Annotated in this window: 14 protein-coding genes; 11 read left to right on the forward strand and 3 right to left on the reverse strand. The window is 36.1% G+C overall.

What is annotated here, in order from left to right:
* Positions 1-3: 3 nt before the first annotated feature.
* Entirely contained in the window at positions 4-2,037 is a 2,034-nt protein-coding gene (locus ASU02_RS06965) for a bifunctional diguanylate cyclase/phosphodiesterase (RefSeq protein ID WP_057762376.1), read from the reverse strand.
* Between the two features lie 331 nt (positions 2,038-2,368).
* On the opposite strand from ASU02_RS06965, the gene helD reads away from it, so the two are divergent.
* Positions 2,369-4,642, forward strand: a complete 2,274-nt coding sequence (gene helD, locus ASU02_RS06970; RefSeq protein WP_057762378.1) for an RNA polymerase recycling motor HelD — start codon at positions 2,369-2,371, stop codon at positions 4,640-4,642.
* 41 nt (positions 4,643-4,683) lie between these two features.
* Here helD and hmpA read toward each other — a convergent pair whose 3' ends face one another.
* A complete protein-coding gene (hmpA, locus tag ASU02_RS06975) occupies positions 4,684-5,973 on the reverse strand; it encodes an NO-inducible flavohemoprotein (protein ID WP_057762379.1) in 1,290 nt (429 codons plus the stop codon).
* Between the two features lie 203 nt (positions 5,974-6,176).
* Between hmpA and ASU02_RS06980 the strand changes: the two genes are divergently transcribed.
* Complete coding sequence (locus ASU02_RS06980) at positions 6,177-7,283, forward strand: HD-GYP domain-containing protein (RefSeq protein ID WP_057762381.1); 1,107 nt, start codon at positions 6,177-6,179, stop codon at positions 7,281-7,283.
* Between the two features lie 26 nt (positions 7,284-7,309).
* Here ASU02_RS06980 and ASU02_RS06985 read toward each other — a convergent pair whose 3' ends face one another.
* Positions 7,310-8,080 carry a S1C family serine protease gene (locus ASU02_RS06985; RefSeq protein WP_057762383.1) on the reverse strand — a complete coding sequence of 257 codons (771 nt, stop codon included), beginning with the start codon at positions 8,078-8,080 and terminating at the stop codon, positions 7,310-7,312.
* A 201-nt stretch (positions 8,081-8,281) separates the two neighbouring features.
* Between ASU02_RS06985 and ASU02_RS06990 the strand changes: the two genes are divergently transcribed.
* The 9 genes from ASU02_RS06990 to ASU02_RS07030 all read left to right on the forward strand — a co-directional run bounded on the left by ASU02_RS06990 (position 8,282) and on the right by ASU02_RS07030 (position 20,629).
* Positions 8,282-8,998, forward strand: a complete 717-nt coding sequence (locus tag ASU02_RS06990) for an MBL fold metallo-hydrolase (protein ID WP_057762385.1) — start codon at positions 8,282-8,284, stop codon at positions 8,996-8,998.
* A 3-nt stretch (positions 8,999-9,001) separates the two neighbouring features.
* Positions 9,002-9,562 carry a TetR-like C-terminal domain-containing protein gene (locus ASU02_RS06995; RefSeq protein WP_057762387.1) on the forward strand — a complete coding sequence of 187 codons (561 nt, stop codon included), beginning with the start codon at positions 9,002-9,004 and terminating at the stop codon, positions 9,560-9,562.
* A gap of 124 nt (positions 9,563-9,686) precedes the next feature.
* Complete coding sequence (locus ASU02_RS07000) at positions 9,687-10,688, forward strand: LLM class flavin-dependent oxidoreductase (RefSeq protein WP_057762831.1); 1,002 nt, start codon at positions 9,687-9,689, stop codon at positions 10,686-10,688.
* Positions 10,689-11,189: 501 nt separating this feature from the next.
* Positions 11,190-13,379: an NAD-dependent epimerase/dehydratase family protein gene (locus tag ASU02_RS07005; RefSeq protein ID WP_057762389.1), complete on the forward strand. Its 2,190-nt coding sequence runs from the start codon at positions 11,190-11,192 to the stop codon at positions 13,377-13,379.
* Entirely contained in the window at positions 13,372-14,259 is an 888-nt protein-coding gene (locus ASU02_RS07010; RefSeq protein WP_057762391.1) for a tetratricopeptide repeat protein, read from the forward strand. Before ASU02_RS07005 ends, ASU02_RS07010 begins: the two co-directional genes overlap by 8 nt.
* Entirely contained in the window at positions 14,249-16,084 is a 1,836-nt protein-coding gene (locus ASU02_RS07015; protein ID WP_057762393.1) for a DUF2194 domain-containing protein, read from the forward strand. The genes ASU02_RS07010 and ASU02_RS07015 overlap by 11 nt, the downstream gene beginning before the upstream one ends.
* Positions 16,084-17,511, forward strand: a complete 1,428-nt coding sequence (gene pelF, locus ASU02_RS07020) for a GT4 family glycosyltransferase PelF (RefSeq protein WP_057762395.1) — start codon at positions 16,084-16,086, stop codon at positions 17,509-17,511. Before ASU02_RS07015 ends, pelF begins: the two co-directional genes overlap by 1 nt.
* Positions 17,499-18,887: an exopolysaccharide Pel transporter PelG gene (pelG, locus tag ASU02_RS07025; RefSeq protein ID WP_057762397.1), complete on the forward strand. Its 1,389-nt coding sequence runs from the start codon at positions 17,499-17,501 to the stop codon at positions 18,885-18,887. The genes pelF and pelG overlap by 13 nt, the downstream gene beginning before the upstream one ends.
* Before the next feature lie 50 nt (positions 18,888-18,937).
* Positions 18,938-20,629: a CotH kinase family protein gene (locus ASU02_RS07030; protein WP_057762398.1), complete on the forward strand. Its 1,692-nt coding sequence runs from the start codon at positions 18,938-18,940 to the stop codon at positions 20,627-20,629.
* Positions 20,630-20,631 lie beyond the last annotated feature (2 nt).

Below are 20,631 nucleotides of genomic sequence, written 5' to 3' on the forward strand. Positions count from 1 at the left end.
CACCTATTCGTTATTGCGTGCTTTAATCCATTCCATTACTTCATCAGGTTCCATCGGTTTAGCAAAATAGTAGCCTTGTAATGAGAGGAGGGAGCTTGTAGAGGTTAAGAAGTCTACTTGATTTTTGGTTTCTACTCCTTCGATTACGATATTTAGATTTAGTGAATGTCCAAGTGCGATAATCGCTTCTAAAATGGATGAATCTTTTTCTGATTGGGGCACTTCATCCACAAAAGATTTATCTATTTTAAGGGTTGAGATAGGCATCTGTCTTAAATTAGAGAGCGAGGAAATACCAGTCCCAAAGTCATCGAGTGCAACGGAAAAACCTGCTTCTCGAAAAGTGTTAATCGCCCGCATAGAAGATTCTGCCGATTCCATAACGGTTGTTTCTGTGATTTCTAACTCTACAAGACTAGGATTAACCGAGTATCTATTTAATGCTTTCTTTAATGTTCGTAATAATCTTGGAGAAGTAACATATTCACCAGGAATATTAATCGCTATTCGATAGGTAGGTAAATTCTGTTCCTCCCATACTTTAATCTGATTGCACACTTTATTGATAACCCAGTTTGTCACGTCACTTATCCGATGGCTTTGTTCTAAAATCGGGATAAAAACGCCAGGGGACAGAAATCCATGTTCGGTATGATTCCATCTGATCAGCGCTTCCAGTCCGACAATTTTATGTGTACCAGCGTTTACCTTTGGTTGATATACCAGAAAAAGATCATCATTTTTCATCGCTTGATCAATAGTATTTAAGATTTCTTGTTCAAATGAATACGTATGAATGAGCGGGTCGAAACGGATTACCTCGTTCTTATATTGAATGCCCGGACTGGACAGAACGGCAAGTATATCGGAAAATAACCTTTTTTGGCTTTGTTGATCATTTATAGTTGAAATAGCACAAACACCTTGTAACAAAATTTTCTTTTCCTGGATTATTACAGGATGATTCCATTTTGCAGATATATTTTTCATGGCATGCTGAAGCTCATTGAGTCGATCTTTGCCTTGCAAAAGCAGTGCCAAACGATTACCGTCAATTCGGTAAAGCTCACTTAGTGGAATGTTTAATTGATGTAACGCATTGGCAGCATATTGAATCACTTCATCACCAAAATGATACCCATGATCATTATTCACTTTTTCAAGATTGTGGAGATTCCAGACGGCTATGCTTCGATAGACATCTTCATCATTTAAAGCCTTCTCAAAACTGCGTCTATTAGGCAGTTTAGTCAATATATCAATATGACTCACCCGAAAATCTACATAACGGTCGACTAGGCTTGATAATTGCAATAGACCTAATAACAAAGTAATGCCAATTGTGACCCCTGTAATCAATAATGTTATATTCATATGATGCCCGGCTGTCATAACTTGTTGCTTGGGCAGATAAAAGGAAGTTCCAGCCATGCCAATGTAATGCATACTAGGAACTGCAAGCCCCATTATGGCCGATGTTAAGGCTTTTATATAATTATTTTTCGCATACCTTTGCTGGCGGGAAAATATATAAAGAGCAACAAATGAGACCAAGATCGCAGTGATAATTGAAGTGATAAAAATCCAAGGATTATATACATAATAAGCGTCCATGACCATAGAAGCCATCCCGGTATAATGCATAGTGGATATGCCAATTCCCATGAAAATGCCTGATAATAAATAGGTAGTAATTGATCGTTTTTTTTGATTCACGATGTAAAACGCCAAAAATGAAGCAATAACAGAAGGGATAATGGACAAACATGTAAGCAGGGAATCATAATGCATCATAAATGGCAATGAAAGTGCACTCATACCCACAAAGTGCATAGACCATATGCCAAACCCCATCGCAAGAGATGCTAATACTAGCCAAAAATTACGGTGGAAGAAGCTATTTTTTTGGATTCGTTCATTCATTGAAATGGCTGTAAATGATGCAAGACTCGCGATGATGATGGATAAGATAACGATTGGAAGTGAGTATTCCCCACTAACCTCAATGCCGTTATTGATAGGAGGCGGTGAAAACACGATAAACCCTCTTTCTGAAACTATGTAATAATGAAAATATGACTATTAGACTACTCATGATTTTAGAAGGATTACACTATAAGGTCAATAGAAATGTTATTAATTATTATTTTCAAATTATTCGATGCAGAACAAAAGAAAAAGCAGGCAATTCGCCTGCTAATAACATAGTATGTATATGTAAAATAACGCCTTGCATTAATAGCAAGCGAATGCTAAAATGAAAGTCGCGTCTAAATTTTATTTTAGGTATTAACGTTTGCATCTATCCACCTATAACATTATCACAAAAGTGACCAGTTGTCAAACATTGAAATTTGGGAGTGATTTCATGAGTAATGAACAAATGGATAAACAAGAAGAGCAAAAAAGGATCTATACTATCGGAATGGAAATTCAGCAAAAAATAGACAGCCTGAGTCAGCATGTAAAGAAAGTCAGCTCTGATGCTTTTGAAATAAGAAAAACATTTTGGGATGATGTGAAAGTAAACATGGATGGTCAAGATGACATCGATGAAACCTTTTTTAGTATTAAACAGCAAGCCGAGCTTCTTTTAGAACGAGAAAGAAGTCAGAATCAACTGGACCGGCAAATCAAAACACTTAACAGATTAAAACATTCTCCATATTTCGGTCGAGTAGATTTTAAAGAAATGGGCGAATCCTTACAGGAATCGATTTATATTGGCATTACTTCTTTTTTAGATAAAGAAAATGAAAATTTTCTTATTTATGATTGGAGAGCGCCGATTTCCAGTCTTTATTACGATTATCCGCCCGGGGAGGCAAGGTATACAACACCTGAAGGAATCATCGAAGGAGAGATGACACTTAAAAGGCAATTTATTATTCGAAATAGTGAGTTGCAAGGTATGTTTGATACAGGTGTTACTATTGGTGACCAAATGCTTCAGGAAGTATTAGGAAATAGTGCGAATACGCAAATGAAAAGCATTGTTGCAACCATACAAAAAGAACAAAACCAAATCATTCGCAATGAAATAAGCAAGCTTTTGATTGTCCAAGGCGTGGCAGGAAGCGGAAAAACATCTGCGGCCCTGCAGCGGATTGCCTATTTGCTCTATCGATACAGAGGCATATTATCTTCGCAAAATATTATGCTATTTTCACCTAATCCACTTTTTAATAGCTATGTCGCGACTGTTCTTCCTGAATTAGGGGAGGAAAATATGCAGCAAACAACTTTCCAGGAATATTTAAATCACCGGGCAGGCAGGGCATTAAAACTAGAAGACCCGTTTACACAATTAGAATATCTGCTTAACACAAAAGAATCATGTGAATATGAAAGTCGTGTCCGCAGTATTCAGCTAAAATCAACTATCCAATTTAAAGACATCATTGACAGCTATCTCCAATTATTAAGTACAGAAGGATTTCTATTTAGAGATATAAAGCTAAGAAGTAAATCATTAATAACTAAAGAGCAGCTAAGTGAAAAATTTTATTCCTTTGACACAAACATCTCCATACCGAACCGGATTCAGCTTTTACAGGAATGGATCGTTAAAGAATTAAAGAAACGAAAGAAATTAGAAAAAAGGAAGGATTGGGTAAAGGAAGAAATTCAATTCTTAGAAAAAGAAGACTATGCTGATGCATTTAAAAAACTTCAAGGTGAAAAAAGATTTAAAGATGATACGTTCGATGATTTCGCTCAAGAAGAAGGAATACTTTCCGAAGTTGTCGTCAGCCGATATTTTAAGCCAATCATTAAACGAGTAAGAGCATTCGGATTTATTCATTATTTGGGAATGTACATTCAGCTTTTTGGAGAGAAGATGCTTGATAAAATGAATGTACCATTTCCTGAAAGTTGGGATGATATACGTCAGCTATCAATCGATCAACTGAATTCGAGTGAAATCAGCTATGAAGATGCCACTCCATTTGTTTACTTTAAAGATAAAATAGAAGGGAGGAAAACTCATTCATCGATCCGTCATTTATTCATCGATGAAGCACAGGATTACAGCCCTTTCCAGCTTGCTTATTTAAAGCAATTATTTCCTAATAGTAAAATGACTTTACTTGGAGATATCAATCAAGGCATCTACATGCATTCACATAAGGAAGATGCAATGGCTGTAAATGGATTAGAAGAGGACGAAAAGGAAACGATTGTTCTGACTCGAAGCTATCGCTCTACTCGTCCAATCGTTGAATATACAAAGACACTGTTAAAGGATGGACATCATATAGAAGCATTTAACCGTGATGGGGAGGAGCCGACCTTAACAGTAGTGAAAGAGGAGCACTTAATTCCTTCTATTATTGAAAAAGTGAAGGAGCTAAAAAGAAAAGGGCATGAAACGATTGCAGTTATTTGCAAGACAGCAGCGGAAAGCTATAAGGTATTTACGGAAATTAGCGAAAACTTACCTATTAGATTAATGGAAAAAGGGACTGTGACATTTGAATCAGGTCCTATAATCATCCCTTCTTATTTAGCGAAAGGCATTGAATTTGATGCAGTCATCATCTATAATACTTCAGCTTATGGTAAAGATAGTGAGCGCAGACTTTTCTATACTGCATGTACTCGAGCGATGCACGAGCTACACCTCTATTCAACAGAATAGGGACAGGGGATTTGCCCCTGTCCCTATTGCTAAATTCCATCCTACTCTATATTTGCATCTAAGTCCCCAAACGAACCAAAGAACTCATAATGAATTCTATCGGAAGGTACTTCCCATTGTTTTAACGCTCGATTTATTACCCTCATAAATGCCTCTGGGCCGCAGAAATAAAACTCAGCTTCTTTTGTAGGAAGAATCTTCTGCAGCCATTCGAGAGTTATATAGCCTTCCTTGGCTATTGTTTTGGATGTTCGGTCTTCATCAGAAGGATTATCATAAACAAAAAAAGATTTTACTTGCTTATTTTCTTTAGTTAGCGCTAGAACATGTTCCTTAAATGCATGCACACGGCTATTTCTAGCTGCATGAATAAAGTACACATCTCTCTTGAGCTGTGAGTCTAGTATAGAATTTAGCATGGAGATGGTAGGGGTTAGTCCTACCCCGCCACTTAATAAGACAACTGGAAGAGGACTCTCAGTGTTTAGATAAAAATCCCCCGCAGGAGCTGTGATCGGTAATATATCACCTGCCTGCAATTCATGATGGAGGAATGAGGAAACAATCCCAGCTGGAATGTCATTTTCTTTCTTATCTTCCCGTTTCACACTAATACGGTAATAGTCCTGCCCTGGTCTGTCTGACAAACTATACTGCCGTAAATGGGTATTGATTTCACCGGGAATTTCCGCTTTGATCGTAATATATTGTCCCGGAATAAATTGCGCAATTTCTTGGCCATCCTTTGGCTTTAAGTAAAAGGAGGTAATAATTTCGCTTTCTTCAACTTTTTTATCGATGATAAAGTCCCTGAATCCGCCCCAGCCTCCAGGCTGAGCCTCAGTTGTTTTGTACATTTTATTTTCCATACGAATAAAGACATCCGAAATGATTTCATAGGCATCAGCCCATGCATCAAGTACTTCTTCTGTTGCTCCATCACCTAATATTTCCTTAATCGCACCAAGAAGATTCTCCCCGACAATTGGATAGTGTTCCGGTTTAATTTGCAAGCTTCGGTGCTTTTCTCCAATTCTTTCAAGTGCCGGTATGATTTTACTCATATCTTCAATATTTGCTGCAGCTGCATAGACTGCATCCGCTAATGCTTTGGGCTGATGTCCAGTCTTTTGATGAGTCTGATTAAAAATATTAAGCAGTTCAGGATGGTTTTTGAACATCCGTTGATAGAAATGCTTTGTAATGGTTTCCCCGTGTTCTTTCAAAATTGGTAAGGTGGATTTTATAATTTCTAATTTTTTCGGATCTAATTGCTTAACGATTTTTAGAACTTCTCTCCATTCATTTTTTTGATTAATAAGGTTGTTCATTTTCATGTCCTCCTCCAAATTTGTAGCCTTTGTTATTTTAACCAACAGAAAATGAAGCATTCTTAGAAGAAAATTTAAAATGATAACGTATTTTTATACAAATATATCAAATGGTGTAGTATCATGTACCTATAAGATTTTAAGTGCGAAACTTAATAGGAAATAAGTAACTGGATTTAATAAGGGAAACTGGAGAAAGAGTCATGCGTTTAATTAAATTGGATGGATGTAAAACGGGGACAAGGTTAGGTAAATCTGTTTATCAAGAGAACGGCAGGGTTCTTTTGACGAAGGGAACGTATTTAACAGATAGTTTGATAAGGAAATTAATGAATTTCAATGTGTTTACAGTATATGTTGAAGATGAAATGTCCGAAGGGATAGAAATAGTCGACTCTATACCTGAAGAATTACGTGTTGAGGCAATGAACGTTATTACAGAAGGTCTGGATGATATAGCAGGGTTAAATCCGCATAGATCTAAATTAGAGCAAATGGCTAAGTCAGGCAGAGCCGTTCGTAGTTTACAGAAGATTTATAAGGATATTCTAGGCAGTTTAACTGAAAATAGAACAGCACTTAACTTATTAGCAACAACAAAAGTATATGAAAATCATGTATATACACATAGTTTAAATGTATCAATCTACGCCTGTCAGCTGGCAATTGAGAATGGATTGCCGCTTAAGAATATTGAAGAAATTGGCTTAGGTGCAATGCTGCATGATCTTGGAAAAATATATATTCCTAAAGAAATTCTAAATAAGCCTGGAAAGTTAACAGAAGAAGAATATGAGCAGATGAAATCACATTGTGAATTAGGTTTTGATCACCTCAAAAAAATTCATGAACTCCCCTTAACAGTTGCTCATTGTGCACTCCAACATCATGAACGAATGGATGGTATGGGGTATCCAAGAGGGTTACAAAGCAGCGAAATTCATAAGTATGCAAAAATATTAAGTGTAGCTGATGTATTTGATGCGGTTACAAGTCATCGGGAATACCGTTCGGCGATGCTTCCGCACCAGGGGCTTGAAATACTTTATAGCGGCAGTGGTACACAATTTGATAGGCAGCAAGTTCAATTATTTAAAAATTGCATTGCCATTTATCCGCCTGGACTGACTGTTAAATTAAATGATGGAAGAACAGGCATCGTATCTAAATACAATTTCCATGCAGTTGGCAGACCAGAAATTAGAATTTTAACAGATGAAGATGGCCAAGAGAGCGCCCCATATGAAATTGATTTATCACTGAAAGAGTATTTAACAGTTGAAATCGTAGAGGCAGATGCTCTGTTATAAAAAGAGGGACAAGGAACTTGTCTCTCTTAATATCCTTCCGGCATCTGCTCAATAACCTTCTCGATTGGTATCGCCAATCCCGTTTGATCTTTTGTAGATAATGCAAAGACAACGCCAATTACATTTCCGCTTGTATTAATGACTGGACTTCCACTGTTCCCCTTATATATTGGTGCTGAAAGAAGCAGAACCCCATTTTGATTAGAGCCTTTAAGTATTTCTCCATCCATAGCAATCTGATTATGTAAAAGCGGGTTTCCTATCACATAAATTTGATCAGTTACTACCCAATTACCGCGTTCGCTTAAAGAAAGAGCAGGTAAGTTTTCTGCTTCAATATGTAAAAACGCAAGATCGAGGTCTGGATTAGATTGTAAAATGGTTGCTTGGAAGATTTCTCCGTTTGGGAAAGTAACCGTTATGGGATACATGTCTTCGACCACATGGTAATTGGTAATGATTAATCCTTTTTTAGCGATATTAAATCCGGTTCCCTTTGAATGCTGGTCTTGAATGGTAACAACAGCTTCTTTATAAGTTTGAATATTCTCCTGTTTGGATAATTCAGCTGATTTATGCAAAAAATTGATTGATGATAGATTAAAGACTTGCGGCCAAATTTGAAGTAAGCTTACTAGCAAGGCGATTGCAATACCGATTGTAATCGTCCTCTTTACAATGGTTTGTCTCCTCATCTGCTTTTCTCGCAGCCACTCATCCTCCGTATTTGGTAAAAAATCTTCTAATGGCGGTTCTTCGAATAGATCTTCATTTTCATCCGTTTCATGATGATTCATCCTTTAAAACCCTCTCATTATGTTTTTATTAAATCTACTATACAATTGCCCGCACGTTTTTGCTAATAAAAAGGCAATGTTTCAGTTGGAAAAAGGAGATTGGCTTCTGCAAAAAAAATTTTAAAAGCCTATTGCCAAAACTAATGGTATTAGTTATTGTAAAACTAACGACATTAGTTTTGTGAGGGGGAAATGGAACGTATGAAAATTTCAAGATCAGGAACAATTTATCAAATGACCTTTCTGGCTAATTTTTTTCCAGTTAATTGCTATTTAGTTGAAGAAGAGGATACTCTAACTCTTATTGATGCCGCATTGCCATTTAGCACCAAGGGCATTTTAGAAGCAGCTAAGAAAATTGGAAAACCAATTACTCGAATTGTTTTAACGCATGCACATGATGATCATGTTGGTGCATTAGATCGCTTAAAAGAAGCCTTGCCGCAAGCGGATGTAATGATATCAGAAAGGGATGCCCGACTAATGGAAGGAGATCGAAGCTTGGATGAGGGAGAAGCTTATACACCTATTAAAGGGGGGGTACCCAAATCTTTAAAAACAAGAGCTAATATTCTGCTTCATGATGGGGATCGGATTGGATCACTTTTATCCATTGCTACACCAGGACATACACCAGGTTCATTTTCATTTCTTGATACACGAAATCATGCACTTATAGCTGGTGATGCATTCCAGACTCGTGGAGGAATAGCTGTAGCAGGACAAGTGCAGCCGTTGTTTCCTTTTCCGGCATTTGGAACGTGGAGTAAAGAGGTTTCGGTTAAGAGTGCAATAAAAATACGGGATTGCTCACCTGCAGTATTAGCTGTCGGCCATGGAAAAATTTTATCGGATCCTAAACTGCAGATAGAGTTAGCTATTCAACGGGCTGAAAAAAACTTAGGGAAGGGGAGATAAAAGATGACTCCAAGAATAGGTCTTGATTTGAAAACCATTGTAAAGGCAGCAGCTGAAATTGCGGATATTGATGGCCTTGAAGCAGTTACATTGGCAACCTTATCAAGAAAATTAAATATTCGTCCGCCATCCTTATATAATCATATTGAAGGATTACCAGGCCTTCGCAAGGAATTAGCCGTATATGGAATTGCGGAACTTAATCAATATTTGTCGCAAGCTGCAGCAGGAAAATCTGGAGATAATGCGGTTCGTGCCATGGGTGAAGCCTATCTCACTTTTGCTCGAAGGAATCCCGGACTTTATGAAGCAACATTTTACACAATAGATATGGAGGATAAGGATATAAAGCTTGCATCTGAAAAAGTAGTGAACTTAGTTATCCAAGTTTTACAGCACTACGGACTTCAAGGAGAAAATGCTGTCCATGCGACTAGAGGGTTCAGGAGTATTTTACATGGCTTTGCATCAATTGAACAAAAAGACGGTTTTGCGATGGAGCTAGATGTAAATAAAAGCTTCCATTTCCTTATTGATACGTTTCTGCTAGGAATAAAAAGATAATTGCTTTGAGACAACAAATGATAATAATATTGTTAGACTAAAAAGGATGAAGCAAATAGTTTTGTTTCTTTTGTTCCAATTGTTACTATTGTATTGAATCTTCAATAAGGAAGGATAATTGGAAATGACAAATATACAAATTCCAGTATCAGTCTTAAATCTGGCACCGATCCGCCAAGGGCAGGGTGCGAAGGAAGCGATTGATGCATTAGTTGATTTAGCACAAGCAGTGGAAGATATGGGCTATTCTCGCTATTGGATTGCGGAACATCATAATTCCCCAACTCTTGTAAGCTCAGCTACATCCATTTTAATAAAACACGTTTTAGAACATACAAAACAAATACGGGTTGGGTCTGGAGGAATTATGTTACCTAACCATTCTCCTTTAGTTATCGCAGAACAATTCGGGACAATGGCAACCATTTATCCTGATCGTATAGACCTAGGTTTAGGCCGTGCTCCAGGAACGGATATGATGACGGCTAGTGCACTCAGACGCTCAAAAAATGATTCTGTCTATACATTCCCAGAAGATGTGAAAGCTTTACTTAACTATTTTGGACCAGAGGAAGGGCAAAGCTATGTTAGAGCATATCCTGGGGTTGGAACAGATATTCCGATCTATATTCTTGGATCATCAACGGATTCTGCCTATTTAGCTGCTAAACTAGGTTTGCCTTATGTCTTTGCCTCTCATTTTGCCCCTAGGTATATGCGGGAAGCAATCTCGATTTATCGTGAACGGTTCCAGCCATCGCAATACTTAGCATCCCCATATATGATGGTATGTTTAAATGTGATTGCGGCTGAAAGTGACGAAGAGGCAAAATTCGAATCATCAACGATGCAGCAATTTTTCCTAAATGTTGTCCGGGGGTCGAGAACACCATTAAGTCCGCCAGTTGATGATATGGATCGTATTTGGAGTCAGCCTGAAAAAGAGATGGCTTCTTCTATGTCCAGTGTGACTTTGTTAGGAAGCAAACAATCCATTCGGGAACAGCTTATCAATTTTCAAACACAATATCATGTTGATGAAATCATGGCGGTTTCTTATATTTATGATCCTGCTAAACAAAAACGTTCATATGAAATCTTAAAAGAAGTCGTGGACGGGAAATAAATAGAATAAAGTGGAGAAGACGAGGGCATATCTAGGCTTTCGTCTTTTTTTATTTTTATTTGGGAACTGTCTGCCATTAGTAGCTTTTCTGCCTATCAAACTTAAAGTTTCTCCTCTCTGAGAAAACTCAACGTTCACTCTCAACGTGTTTTCTTTTAATAAGTCTTTGAAGAAGACTTGAACGAACAAACAATAGAAAGACTGAGGAATAGCTCAGTTCACCACGGTATAGTGCTGCTTTTGACCTAGAGGGGATAGGAGTCAAAACTAGATATCGTGTGATGACCAAGGTGATTCGTCAATTCTTATGGTATTTTGTTCAGAAATTGTTCAGACATGGGTATTAAACTATATTTTGGGCTATTTATGAAATTGCTACTGTGTAAATAGCGAATGTAGTATTTAATAACTGGTGTATTGTAAAATAACTTAATAGCACAAGAGGGACTTTTTTTTTAGTCATTAAATAGGATTTAAGAATTAGTCTAAAAGGGGTATTTCATGAAAGTGTTAATTACAGGCGGATATGGTTTTATAGGTTCTTTTGTTTCAGAGAAATTTTATCGGGAAGGGCATGAAGTCCACATTCTTGATAATCTATCTACTGGAAAAAAGAGCAATGTTCAATTCCGCCATCAATCCTATCTTCTTAATATTGAAGATGAACAATGTGAACAAGTGTTTAGAACGAATAAATTTGATGCTGTGATTCATTTGGCTGCACAAGTTGATGTCGAAAAGTCTATTCTCAGTCCAGCAGCAGATTCAAAAATAAATGTTATGGGTCTGGTAAACATCCTACAGCTGTCCAGTAAATATAATGTTTCAAAGTTTGTATTTGCATCTTCAGCTGCAGTATATGGGGATAATAAGGAAGTTCCCTTAAATGAGGAATCTTCCTGTGAACCTTCCTCCCCATATGGCATCAATAAAAAGCTTGGGGAGTACTATTGTCAAAAGTGGAATGACTTATACCAGCTTGATTCGACATGTTTTCGCTTTTCAAATGTGTACGGACCGAAACAGGGGACAAGAGGAGAAGGCGGTGTCATCTCCATTTTCGCCAAAAAAATATTGAATAATGACTCATTAGATATTTTTGGTGATGGCACTCAGACGAGGGACTTTATATATGTAGAAGATGTGGCGGAGGCCATTTATCGGGCTTTATTAAGTAATGTAACCGGATTAATGAATCTTTCAACGAATACAGAAACGAGTATTAATCAGCTAATCAATCATTTTAAAGAAATCGCTGCATTGCCTGAAATTATTTATAAACCTTCAAGATTAGGAGATATTAAATATTCACGACTTGATAATCAGAAGGTGAAACGAGAGGTAGACTGGAGTCCGAAATATTCTTTAGAGGAAGGGTTAAACCGAACATATAAATGGTTTGCCGCAGAAAAAAGTGCTGCATTAAATGAGAATGTTCGTGAAGATAAAGGACCTGAGCCGGCAGCTTTTAATGTTTTACATTCAGAAAAAAGGTATCTTCCGTACATTGAAAATATCATTTTATTTATTATTCTTGCTGCTCTCCATCTTAAAGTGGGAGATTTTTTATTCAACATTGATTTCTTACTTTTATATATTCTTTCTGCTGGAATTATTTTTGGAAAAGTACAGGCTTTAATTGGTTGTGGGCTAGCCGTTCTATTATATAGCTGGCAAGGATTAATGAACGGGAGAGAAGTCGTGTCGTTGTTTACCGATCATACAACGTTAATTCAATTTGCCGTTTATTTATTCGTAGCCCTTCTCGTTGGTTATGTAATTGATCGAAAGCATTTAAGAGAGGAAACAGCTAAAAGTGAATTGCAGCTATTTCGAGAAAAGTACCAATTGCTTGATGATATTTATACGGAGACTCGCAAAGTAAAGGACGAATTACAAACACAAATTCTTTATTCTGAAGATAGTGTTGGAGAAATTTATTCTATTATTAAAAAGATAGATAGCCTCGAACCTGATGATGTGTTCAATGGCGTTATTAGTGTACTTGAACAAATTATGAAGACGAAGGAAGCATCTATCTATCTAGTTGGTCAAGGGAATCGTTATTTACGACTAGTTTCAAAGTCCAATGTTGAACATTCTCAATTTCCAACTTCGATAGAGGTCATTCCGAATAGTCCTTATGCAAGAGCAATTGAAGACAATAAAGCTTTTATTAATCGAGAATTGGATCCTAATTTTCCAATGATGATTGCTCCAATTTGGAAAGAAAATCGTGCAGTTGCTGTTATATGTACAAATGAGATGAATTTTGACCATCTAACCTTATATCATGAGAACCTCTTTCATGTTGTGACCAATTTAATTACTGCATCTGTTACAAGGGCCTATGAGCATGTCAGTGCGACCCATCATGAGCGTTATATTGTTGGGACGAGCATATTAAAACCGGAATATTTTAAAAGAGCTGTAGAAAGTAAGAAAAAAGCACAGGAACAGCTAAATATTCCCTATTACTTATTGCGAATTGTTCCTATTGATAATATGGAGAATTTAATTAAGAGAATACATGCAACATTAAGAGATACTGACAATATAGGTAAGGATGAAAATGACTCCTACTGGATTCTTCTTTCTAATACGGATAAAGAGAATGCAAAAGCAGTGATCAATCGTATTCAAAAAATTATTGATCAACACCAGTGTAAAGAGGGAGAAGTTCATGTTTAGTGCTTTATTGGTATATTACCTTGCTGCTGCTATCTATCTGGTGATTGAATATCGCAAAAGTAAAAGAAACGTTGCTGTTAAGTTGATGATTACGTTTTTCTGCCCCTTTGTTGGCTTCAGTATTTTGTATTTTATGTTCCGTAAATGGACGAATGAAGAACAAATCATTCCAGATGGATTAATAAAAAAGGAAAATGAGCAATTTGAAATTTTACAAAAGATAGATGTGGATAAAGAGACAAGCATTGTTCCTATGAAGGATGCCTTACTTCTAAATGATAATCAGACAAAACGAAGGATGTTATTGGATTTATTGAAAAATGAAACATTTAATCGAATTGAAATCTTGCAAACAGCACTCCAAAATGACGACACAGAAACATCACATTATGCTGCTGCTGCAATACAGGATATAAAAGGCAAGCTGTTAAATTCCATTGGGGAGATGGAGTATCAAGTAGAAGAAAATCCAAATGACTTGAAGCTTTTGATTTCATTTGGACAAGTGACTAAATCCTATTTAAGTACAGGTTTCTTAGATAAACGAACTGTAAAACAATATTCCTATCGATATTCACAAATTATGGAAAGTATTATTGAAAAGAATCCAAAAGAAAAAGAATTTTATATTGAGAAAATTAATTGTGACCTCCTGCTGGGAGAGCTTGAAACAGCGAAAAAATATAGCCAATTCTTTTTACAGCACTGTCCAAATGAAGAGGATGCCTATTTTATGTCAATGAAACTCTATTACACAATTAAGGATGAATTAAAATTTCAAGAGGTTTTACAATTGCTTAGGCAGTCACCGGTTAGATTAACTCCTCAAGGTTTAAACAAAATAAGATTTTGGTTGCATGGTGGGACAAATGGATTATAAATTCAAACTAGGAAAATCAATATACCTTGTTATCATGTTTGTATTAATTATTGGCCTGTTTCTTGGGATATTTAACTCAAATTATATTCTTAAGTATTTGCCTAATAAGACTGTGATTGGTGTGAATGACGGTGAATCAAGCATCACAAGGCTGTCAGATGATACATTGAAAGGACTAAATGAAGACGAGTATTTAATTCTCTATAATGAAGAGGATTCTTCAAGTATTCAGTTGAAGGAAAATATTTTACAAACACTCGCCTATATGAAGAAAAAGGCAAAGGCTGTTACAATTGCGGATGTTACTGATACATTTGATCAATATAAGAATGTTGTCATTACATTTGAAGAAGTAAGTGCCTTGCCAAATATTCCTGTGCTTGAAGAATATACGGCTAAAGGCGGGAGTGTATTTTTCGCTATTCGTCCAGAAATTAAAAACTCCTTGTACAACTTATATCGAAAATTAGGAATTTATGAGATTGGAGAATTTATCACGCCAAATGGGTTGAAACTCACTTCCAATCTATTAATTAAGCAAGATCAGATGGTTATGAAAAAAGGAGAGATTCCAGATAACTCCTCCTTATCAGTCGGTTTAGACGACCGATCAATAGTATATGCAGAATCCATTGATCATATTCCATTGTTATGGGACACAACATATAAAAAAGGGAAATTTATGGTCTTCAATGGAACGATGCTTGAAACAAGAGAAAATAGAGGGCTAATAACAGGCGCTTTTAGTCTATTGAATGAGGATTTTATTTATCCAATTATGGACATGAAGGTAGTATATATTGATGATTTTCCAGCACCTATCCCAGAAGGGAAGAACAAGATTATCTATGAAGAGTATCGGAGAGATACACCTAGTTTTTATCAGGATATTTGGTGGCCAGAAATGCAGAAGCTTGCCGCTAAATATGATGTGAAATATACAGGTCTTGTCATTCAATCTTATGATGATAAAGTTACTCCTCCATTTAAAAAAGAAGATCAAAATCGTAATTCATTTGTTCAATTTGGACGTGAGCTGCTAAAAATGGGAGGAGAAATTGGTATACATGGCTATAACCATCAATCATTAACGGTAAATGCGAAAGCTGTTGAAGATTTAGGTTATCATGCATGGAAAAATCAGGAAGACATGGAGACATCATTAAATACAGTAGAAAATTATGTAAGAGAGATCTTCCCTAATTACGAAATTAAAACGTATGTGCCTCCTTCCAATCGGATTGACCACGTAGGGGAAGCAGCACTGAGAAATGCGATTCCATCGATTAGTGTTCTGTCATCCATGTATATTCCGGATAGCGTAAATTATACAACAGTTCATGAATTTGACCAGGGAGAAACGTTCATCCACTTTCCAAGAATCACATCTGGGTATGAATATACGAAGAAGAAGAAGTGGGCAATGGCAAATGCTGTGACATCGCTTGGTGTTTTTTCTCACTTTATCCATCCTGATGATATTTTGGATGATGACCGTTCATCGAAAAAAAAATGGAGCAGGCTTGGGAAGGAATATAATCGTTTTATGCGAGAAGTCCATACTGATTATCCTTGGCTATCAAGCATGACTGCAAGAAATGCAGGGGAACAGCTAACCAACTATAAACAAGCAGATGTATATATTGACGAGAAGAAAGATCGCTTATCAGTCCAAATAGATAAATTTCCTGGTGAAATGCATTTTATCCTGCGAACAAAGAAGAAAATTGGGAAGCTGACAAATTGCGAAGTAGAAAAAATAGATGAAGGTGTGTACTTCGTGAAAGCGAAAAAAGCATCAATTGAGTTAGGGTTGGTTGAGTAATGAAAATATGCATCATTGCAGAAGGCTCCTATCCATATGTAACTGGTGGAGTTTCAAGCTGGATTCAAACGATAGTAACGAATATGCAGGACCATGAGTTTATTATTTATTCGATTGGCGCCGAAAAAAAAGCAAAGGGAAAGTTCAAGTATCAGCTTCCACCTAATATCAATTTTGTGGAGGAAGTATTTTTAGATGACTTTACTGAGGAAGAAAACAAATGGGGCCGCGATTATAAACTGACGGCAAAAGAGAAAAAAGCGCTTAAATCGTTATTAGATAGCAGGCAGCCTGACTGGAATACACTGTTGTCTATGTTTTCAGGGGAAAGGATTGATTCAGCAGTAAATTTCTTAAAAAGCAAGGATTTCTTTGATATCGTACATGAAATTTGCTTGGAAAAATATGAACAAGTTCCGTTTACAGATATGTTTTGGTCGATGAGGTCTATGGTTTTGCCTTTGTTTATTTGTATTAAGCATCCGCTCCCAGAAGCAGATCTTTATCATAGTGTTTCAACAGGATATGCAGGAGTGCTTGGCAGCTTAGGAAAGTATATGTATCAGAAACCCTTTCTGTTAACCGAACATGGGATATATACGAGAGAAAGAGAAGAAGAAATCATTAAAGCCCAATGGGTAAAAGGGTTCTTTAAAGATTTATGGATTCAATATTTTTACAATATGTCCACATGTGCCTATGATACAGCAGACAAAGTGATTTCATTATTTCAAAAGAATATGGAAATACAAGAAGAACTAGGATGTGCTTCCAGCAAAATATCCATCATTCCAAATGGGGTGAATTTCGAGGATTATCAGCAGCTTCCTGCTAGAAATTCATTTAATGAGAACGGAATAAATATTGGTGCGATTGTGCGTGTTGTCCCAATTAAGGATATAAAAACAATGATTCAAAGTTTTGCCATTGTAAAACAGGAACTGCAAGATGCAAAATTCTTCATTTTGGGTCCAACCGATGAGGATGAGGAATACTATCAGGAATGCATCCGACTAGTCGAAAACTTAATGATAGAAGATGTGATATTTACCGGTGAGGTTAATGTTCGAGATTACATTAATCAAATGGATGTTCTCGTTCTATCAAGTATTAGTGAAGGGCAGCCGCTCGTCTTATTAGAAGGAATGGCTTGTGGGAAGCCCTTTGTTGCAACAGATGTTGGCAATTGTAAAGGGATACTGTTGGGTGAAAGTGATGATTTAGGTCAAGCAGGGATCATTGTACCCGTTATGCAATATGTTGAAATGGCAAGGGCTATTATCCTTTTATGTAAAGATAATCGGAAGCGAAAGAAAATGGGGAATATCGGTCGAGAAAGAGCGGCGAATTTTTATACGAAGAAAAGCTTTATTGATCAATACAAACAACTTTATAAAGATATGGTGGATAGGATATGGCAGGAATAGGTTTTCAATTAAAAAAAATGTTCAATGAACGAGGGCTTTTGGCGAATGTACGTGCATATAGCTATTCTGCAATCGTTACAGTTGGGCCGCTTGCATTATGTATTTTACTCATGACTGTTGCACAGCAGCTCCTTATTTCTGTAAATACACCATATGCTGAAAGAGAATTGTTTTTGGCCGCCACACAATATGCATTGATTTTTTCTCAGATTATCACAGGGGGCTTTAACTTAATCGTATCAAGGTATGTAGCAGATCAACTATTCTTAGAAAAATTTGAGAATATTTTAGCATCCATGTTCGGGGTGATTTCGATATGTGTGTTACTCGGGGGCATCAGTGCATTCGTATTTTTTTCTTTTTCTCCACTAGATCTAACGTTCAAAATTGTTGCTTACATTCTTTTTGTTGAATTAATTATTATCTGGATCCAATGTATGTATGTTTCTGCATTGAAAGATTATATGAAAATAGTAAAAAGTTTTTTTATCGGTGTTTTTATTTCAGGTTTGGCTGTTTTTATCTGTATTAAGTTTCTTCAAATTTATAGTGCAACTGCAATGATGATTTGTTTGGACATCGGCTTCTTTTTCATGCTGATAAAGTTTACGCAGTATATACGTGATTTCTTTAAAGTGAATAATTTCAAATACTTTCTTTTTTTATCGTATATAAAGAAGTATCCCTTGTTATTTATATGCGGGTTTTTATATACATTGGGGCTCTATGGCCATAATTTTATTGTTTGGCAGGGAAAGCACCAGCATGTCGTTGAAAATACATTTGTGATAGCTCCTTTTTATGATGTGCCTGTGTTCTTTGCTTATTTAAGTATTCTGCCAGCGATGGTGTTATTTGTAGTTACAGTTGAGACAAACTTTTATGAAGCATATAAAGCCTACTATAATCGAATTTTAAATTCATTTCCTTTGAAGGAAATCCTATCCGCCAAAAGGGATATGTTTAAGGTATTGTCGCTCGAACTTTCCTTTATAGCAGAAATGCAATTATTTGTTGCTGTTTGCTCGATTGCAATAGGGCTGAAATTCCTTCCATTATTAGGAATGACCTATGACCAAATTCAACTTTTTATTATTTTTGTTCTTGGCTTTTTATTTTTTATCATTATGTATACCGTCGTTCTTCTGCTTCTTTATTATGATGATCAAAAAGGAGCCAGCTGGACAACTGCGATATATACAGTAGGGAGTATGCTAATTACATTTATTTTCTTTTATATCGGAAATTATGGCTTTCCGATATTTATAGCTGCATTCATCAGCTTACTATTTGGTTTATGGAAATTAACTAAATACTTAAATAGGATAGACTATTACACGTTTTGCTCACAGCCGCTTGTACCTAAGAAAAAATAAAACAATTTTAATTTAGAATATAAGAGTTGTGAGTTGGAGGAATTGGAAAGATGAAAAAATATACAGTATGGTTATCTCTAATCACTCTCATGCTGATGATCTCAGGATGTTCGAAAGATCCTTCACCACTTAAAGAAGAAATAAATGGAGTGGAGCAAATTCATGAAAACAGTGAGGCTAAAGCATTCGGTGAGGATGAAAGGTTATATGAATTTGATAAAAAGGATTCTGTGGTTACTTTTTACATTACCATTGGGAATGAAAATGAAGCCTCTTTTTATGAGTTAAATAATTGGTATAGTATCCATAATAGCGATACAACCTCTCCAAAACTGGATATTATGATTCAGGAAGGGACAGAGAAAGGGATCAAAGAGGGCTTGTTCGGTTTTGACGAAACAGAAATGAATGCATCTATTCAGTTGCGGGGAAAATCTACTCGAGTCGCTGCCCAAAAATCGTTCAAAATAAAATTATTTGATAGCGCTGGACTCTGGAGAGGTCAAAAAACGTTAAATTTAAATAAACATCCATATGATGCTTCAAGAGTACGCAATAAGCTTTCGTTTGATTATTTCACGAAAATTCCTGGTTTGACAAGTATGCGTACACAGTTTGTTCATTTATATGTTAAGGATTTAACGAATAAAGATTCGAAAGGAACATTTGTAGACTACGGGTTGTACACACAGATTGAACAGGCGAATGAACGCTTTCTTGCAGCGCATGGGCTCGATTCTAATGGAAATCTCTATAAAGCTACGAATTTTGAGTTTTTCCGCTATCCTGACCAATTGAAACTAGAAACGGATTCAGCATTTAATAAAATGGAATTTGAAAAGATATTAGAAAACAAAGGGAGCAATGACAACCGTAAATTACTAGCTATGTTAGATGATGTAAACAATTATTCGTTGAATATTAATGAGGTAGTTGAGAAGCATTTTGATAAAGAAAACTATTTAACTTGGGTAGCAACAAACATCCTTATGGGAAATAGTGATGTAACAACACAGAACTTTTATTTGTATTGTCCTTCTAATTCAGAAAAATGGTACTTTCTCCCTTGGGATTATGATGGGGCTTGGAGGTCTTCACCTACTGTGGAACAGCATTCTGATCTGGCAGATTGGCAGGATGGTTTATCAAATTATTGGGGGTCAGTTCTTCATAAACGATTCTTCAAGGATTCAAAAAATGTAGAAGTATTATCAAAGAAAATTGAAGATCTTACATCTATTATTAACCCGGAAAACACAAAGAAATTATTAGATGAGTACTATCCAACAGTAAGTCAATTTGTGAAAAATTCACCAGATAAAGATTTTTTAGATATAGAGATAGCAGAATATGATGATGTATATTATGGAATTGTAAATGAATCACTGATTAATAAGGAAATTTACTACAAAAATCTCGAGAAACCGATGCCATTTTTCTTAGATGATCGAGAAGTTGAGAATAAGCATTATACTTTTACATGGGATCCATCTTATGATATCCAAGGTGATGATTTATTTTATACGCTGCAAATTAGTACTGACCCGTCATTTACGCATATCATTCATGAACAAAACGATATGATTGAAACAGAATTTACTTATCAATTACCTAAAGGAACTTATTATTGGCGGGTGATTGCAAAAGACTCAAAGGGGAATGTGCAAACTGCCTTTGATTTATACGAGGACGAAGATGGAACAAAGTATTTTGGGGTCAAAAAAATTATCATTAATGAATGATA

The sequence above is a fragment of the Cytobacillus praedii genome (genome assembly GCF_001439605.1).
GTDB lineage: Bacteria > Bacillota > Bacilli > Bacillales > Cytobacillaceae > Cytobacillus > Cytobacillus praedii.

Excerpts from the sequence above, each read along its gene's own strand:
- helD (WP_057762378.1), top strand. The coding sequence starts at position 2,369 with ATGAGTAATGAACAAATGGATAAACAAGAAGAGCAAAAAAGGATCTAT.
- hmpA (WP_057762379.1), bottom strand. The coding sequence starts at position 5,973 with ATGAACAACCTTATTAATCAAAAAAATGAATGGAGAGAAGTTCTAAAA.
- ASU02_RS06980 (WP_057762381.1), top strand. The coding sequence starts at position 6,177 with ATGCGTTTAATTAAATTGGATGGATGTAAAACGGGGACAAGGTTAGGT.
- ASU02_RS06985 (WP_057762383.1), bottom strand. The coding sequence starts at position 8,080 with ATGAATCATCATGAAACGGATGAAAATGAAGATCTATTCGAAGAACCG.
- ASU02_RS06990 (WP_057762385.1), top strand. The coding sequence starts at position 8,282 with ATGAAAATTTCAAGATCAGGAACAATTTATCAAATGACCTTTCTGGCT.
- ASU02_RS06995 (WP_057762387.1), top strand. The coding sequence starts at position 9,002 with ATGACTCCAAGAATAGGTCTTGATTTGAAAACCATTGTAAAGGCAGCA.
- ASU02_RS07000 (WP_057762831.1), top strand. The coding sequence starts at position 9,687 with ATGACAAATATACAAATTCCAGTATCAGTCTTAAATCTGGCACCGATC.
- ASU02_RS07005 (WP_057762389.1), top strand. The coding sequence starts at position 11,190 with ATGAAAGTGTTAATTACAGGCGGATATGGTTTTATAGGTTCTTTTGTT.
- ASU02_RS07010 (WP_057762391.1), top strand. The coding sequence starts at position 13,372 with ATGTTTAGTGCTTTATTGGTATATTACCTTGCTGCTGCTATCTATCTG.
- ASU02_RS07015 (WP_057762393.1), top strand. The coding sequence starts at position 14,249 with ATGGATTATAAATTCAAACTAGGAAAATCAATATACCTTGTTATCATG.
- pelF (WP_057762395.1), top strand. The coding sequence starts at position 16,084 with ATGAAAATATGCATCATTGCAGAAGGCTCCTATCCATATGTAACTGGT.
- pelG (WP_057762397.1), top strand. The coding sequence starts at position 17,499 with ATGGCAGGAATAGGTTTTCAATTAAAAAAAATGTTCAATGAACGAGGG.
- ASU02_RS07030 (WP_057762398.1), top strand. The coding sequence starts at position 18,938 with ATGAAAAAATATACAGTATGGTTATCTCTAATCACTCTCATGCTGATG.